Consider the following 1,770-nt stretch of genomic DNA (forward strand, 5'->3'; position numbering starts at 1 on the left):
GGGTGGCCTGTTCACCAAGCTCATCGAGCGCAACACGGCCATCCCGACCAAGCGCAGCGAGGTCTTCTCCACGGCCGAGGACAACCAGCCCTCGGTGCTCATCCAGGTCTTCCAGGGTGAGCGTGAGATCGCGCAGCAGAACAAGCCGCTCGGCACCTTCGAGCTCTCCGGCATCGCCCCGGCCCCCCGTGGCGTCCCGCAGATCGAGGTCACCTTCGACATCGACGCCAACGGCATCGTCCACGTGACCGCCAAGGACCGCGGCACCGGCAAGGAGCAGAAGATCACCATCTCGGGCGGCAGCGCGCTGTCCAAGGAGGAGATCGAGCGCATGGTCAAGGACGCCGAGGCCCACGCCGAGGAGGACAAGCAGCGCCGCGAGGAGACTGAGACCCGCAACATGGGCGAGTCGCTCGTGTTCTCGACCGAGAAGTTCCTCGCCGAGTCCGGCGACAAGGTCTCCGCCGAGCTGCGTGCCCCGGTCGACGAGGCCCTGGCCGCCCTCAAGGAGGCCATCAAGCCGGAGACGGCGGCGTCCAAGGACGACATCCAGGCCAAGATCGACGACCTGAACACCAAGTCCCAGGCCATGGGCGCGGCGATGTACGCGGCCGCGGCCGAGCAGGGCGAGTCCGGCGACGTGCCGGGTGCCGAGGCCCACGCAGAGCGTGGGACCCGCACCGACGGTGGCCAGCCGGCATCCGACGCGGGTGACGACGACGTCGTCGACGCCGAGGTCGTCGAGGACGACGCGCCCGAGGACAAGAAGTGACCGAGCCCCACGGCCCGGAGCAGACCGACAGCAGCCCGCTGAGCGGTGAGGTCGCTGACGACAGCGTCAACACCGAGTGGGTCAACGACGGCGAGGAGGTGGCCCCGGCAGCAGCCGGGGCCGCCCCCGCCGCGGCCGGCGAGGGTGAGGCGGCTGCCACGGCATCCGCCGACGGGGTGGATGCCGTGGGCACCCACCCGGATTCGATCCTCGCCGCCGAGCGGCTCGGCGACCTGCAGCGGCTCCAGGCCGAGTACGTCAACTACAAGCGCAGGGTCGACCGCGACCGGGCGCTGATGCAGGAGCGCGCGGTGCGTGACGTCCTCGAGTCGGTGCTGCCGGTGCTCGACGACATCCAGGCCGCGCGGGACCACGGCGACCTCGTCGACGGACCGTTCGCGGCCATCGCCGACAAGCTCGAGGCGACGCTCGGCAAGTACGGTCTCGAGCGCTACGGGGCCAAGGGCGAGGCCTTCGACCCGATGCAGCACGAGGCCCTGATGCACGCGCCGTGGCCCGAGGGCGACGACGACCTGCCGACCGACGCGCAGTCCACGACGGTCGTCACCGTGCTGCAGCCGGGCTACCGTGCGGGGGAGCAGGTCCTGCGCCCCGCCCGGGTCGCGGTCGCAGACCCCGCCTGATCCACTGACGAGGCACCGAGAGGAGGCGCCCATGGCCAGCCAGGACTGGTTCGAGAAGGACTTCTACGCGATCCTCGGCGTCCCCAAGGATGCCGACCAGGCCGCGATCAAGAAGGCGTACCGCAAGCTCGCGCGGCAGCACCACCCGGACCGCAATGCCGGGGACGCTGCCGCCGAGCGGCGGTTCAAGGACATCGGTGAGGCCCACTCCGTGCTCTCCGACAAGAAGCAGCGCGAGGAGTACGACGCGGTGCGCCAGATGGCGCAGGGCGGTGCCCGCTTCCGCGCCGGTGGCCCCGGTGGCGCCGGCGGCTTCGAGGACGTCTTCTCCGCCTTCGGTGGCGGAGGGGGTGG

General features: G+C 71.1%; 3 protein-coding genes. All 3 read left to right on the forward strand.

What is annotated here, in order from left to right:
- On the forward strand, positions 1–772 hold a 772-nt coding region (locus PLL68_RS09565; RefSeq protein WP_324533533.1), incomplete at its 5' end, for an Hsp70 family protein.
- Entirely contained in the window at positions 769–1,416 is a 648-nt protein-coding gene (gene grpE, locus PLL68_RS09570) for a nucleotide exchange factor GrpE (protein ID WP_324533534.1), read from the forward strand. The genes PLL68_RS09565 and grpE, both read left to right, overlap by 4 nt.
- Before the next feature lie 31 nt (positions 1,417–1,447).
- On the forward strand, positions 1,448–1,770 hold a 323-nt coding region (locus tag PLL68_RS09575), incomplete at its 3' end, for a DnaJ domain-containing protein (protein WP_324533535.1).

It is taken from the genome of Ornithinibacter sp. (assembly GCF_035443565.1).
In the GTDB taxonomy this organism is placed as follows: Bacteria; Actinomycetota; Actinomycetes; order Actinomycetales; family Dermatophilaceae; genus Fodinibacter.